Annotated in this window: 1 protein-coding gene; it reads left to right on the top strand. The window is 59.5% G+C overall.

Annotation, left to right across the window (positions count from 1 at the left end):
• Nucleotides 1-2,396 (top strand): UPF0182 family membrane protein (locus tag AC1D00_RS35350; RefSeq protein WP_477013856.1); only part of this gene is annotated, 2,396 nt, incomplete at its 5' end.
• Nucleotides 2,397-2,719 lie beyond the last annotated feature (323 nt).

Below are 2,719 nucleotides of genomic sequence, written 5' to 3'. Positions count from 1 at the left end.
GTGCAGCTTTGCTCGCTCTTCTTGTTGCGGCGGAGGAAGCCGGCAACTGGGGCGTCTTCCTGCGATTTGTCTATCAGGTCCCCTACGGCGCAAACGATCCGCTCTACAACAAGGACATCGGCTTCTACCTCTTCTCGCTGCCCGCCTATATCATCATCAGGAACTGGATGATGCTCGCGCTCGTTCTGGGCGGGCTGTTCGCCGCGGCCGTCTACTGGGTGCATGGCGACATCGAATACGACGTTCACCACCGGTCAATATCGCCGGCGGCGATCGCTCACGGTTCCGCTCTGCTTGGTTTCGTCTTCGCCGTAAAAGCCTGGTCCTATGTTCTCGACCGCTATCTGCTGCTCTATGGCGACAATAGCGTCGTCGTCGGCGCAAGTTACACCGACGTGCATGTGGGCCTGCCGGCGTTGTGGCTGATGATCGGAATTTCGATCATCGCGGCTCTTGCCGCCTGGGCGAACATCCGGGTTCGCACCTATCGGCTTCCGGCCGTGGCGATCGTGCTCGTCGGCGTCGGCATGTTCGTGCTGTCCGGCGTCGTTCCGGGGCTCTTCCGGCAGTTCTTCGTCAAGCCGAGCGAGCTGGAGCTGGAGAGGCCCTATATCGAACACAACATCGCGCTCACCCGGCAGGCATACAATCTCGATCAGATTGCAGCCAAGCCGTTTGCCGCCGAGCAGAAGCTTACCCCCGAGGTGCTCGAAGCCAACAAGGCGACCATTGAAAATATTAGGCTGTGGGACTGGCTGCCGCTGTCGGATACCTACGCGCAACTGCAGGAAATCCGCACCTACTACAAATTCCATGACCTCGACGTTGATCGCTACTGGCTCGATGGCTCCTACCAGAGCGTGATGCTCTCGGCCCGCGAACTGCGGTCCTCCCTGTTGCCGCCGAACGCCCAGACCTGGGTCAATCGCCACGTGCTGTTCACCCACGGCAATGGCGCGGTGATGAGCCCGGTCACACGCAAGAGTGCCGAAGGACTGCCGCTGTTCTATCTGCGCGATATTCCTCCTGTCGCCGACGTCGGTCCCAGGATCGACGAGCCGCGCATCTACTTCGGCGAGCAGACCGACGACTACGTCATCGTCAAGGGCAGCACGCCGGAGTTCGATTATCCAAAGGGGAAAGAGAACGCCTATGCGGCCTATGGCGGCGCCGGCGGCATTCCGATCGGGGGAATGGCCGCGAGAATGCTGTTTGCTTATTATTTCAACGACCCGAACCTGATTCTTTCAAGCTACATCACGACCGACAGCCGGATCATGATCCGGCGCAATATCCAGACGCGGGTGAGCACGATCGCTCCGTTCCTCAGGCTCGATCATGATCCTTATCTGGTCGTCAGCGGTGGGCGCATGTTCTGGATGCAGGACGCCTATACGACGAACTCCTATTTCCCGTATGCAGAGCCGGCGCAGGGGCTGGATCTCAACTACATTCGCAATTCGGTGAAGGTTGTCGTTGATGCGTATAATGGGACTGTCGACTTCTACCTGGTTGATTCCAGCGACCCGATTGCGGCGACCTACCAGCGCATCTTTCCGAGCCTGTTCAAGCCGTTCACGACGATGCCGCCGGACTTGCGGAAGCACGTTCGCTATCCGGAAGACCTGTTCCTGATTCAGGCCCGGATGTACCAGGCCTACCACATGGAGGCGGCCGACGTTTTCTACAACCGCGAGGATCTCYGGCAATTCCCGCGTCAGCCGGGCGGCGACGGCATCTCGATGATGACCCCCTATTACATCATCATGCGGTTGCCCGGCGAACCGCAGGCCGAATTCTTCCTCATGCTGCCCATGGTGCCGAGCCGCCGCGACAACATGATCGCGTGGCTCGCCGCGCGCTGCGACGCACCCGACTACGGCAAATTGATCGTCTACGAATTCCCCAAGGAGAAGCTCGTCTACGGGCCGTTCCAGATCGAGGCGCGGATCAATCAGAATACGGAGATCTCGCAGCAGCTCACGCTGTGGAATCAGATGGGCTCGCGGGTGATCCGCGGGGCCAATCTGCTCGCGATTCCGATCGAGAACTCGATCCTTTACATATCGCCGCTCTATCTGCGAGCGCAGCAAGGACACCTGCCGGAGCTGAAGCGCGTGATCGCAGCCTATGGTGAGCATGTCGTGATGAAGGAAACGCTCGCCGAGGCATTGGCCGCCCTGTTCACGGAATCCGGTCCGGCGCCGGTCGCCCCGAACAGGATGGAAGAGGCGCCCCTGACAGGCCCGTCGGCAAATCAGTCCAGGGAGGCGCTTGATCGCTACAACCAGGCCGTAGAGCGATTGAAGGCCGGAGATTGGAAAGGGTTCGGCACGCAATTCGATGCCATGCGCGAACTCCTGGAGGACATGAACCGGCGTCCCGTCGACCGATGATGGCTCGGGCTTTCCGCATCCTTGGCCGAGGCAACTATGTGCGCGGACGCGTGCCTCAAGGGTGTGTGCCGTTAGGAATTACCGCTCAATTTCGATAGTATGAGATTTCTCTGAGCCCGTCGGGCTTCTACACTTGGAGATTGATTGCCTGTGGCACTAGCCATCAACATCCGCGCCGACAACAGTTCTGCAACCGAGATCGAACGGCTGTGGGACCAGGTTGCTGCCTTTGAGGTCGAGCCGTCGATGCGCACCCTCGGCTACCGACCGCATTTTACTTTTGCGATCTACGATTCCCCTTCGATCAGCGAGAAGACTGCATG

This window comes from Bradyrhizobium sp. P2_E8, assembly GCF_056403875.1.
Note: the sequence above shows the minus strand (reverse complement) of the source record. Positions and strands in the feature narration are given on the sequence as shown.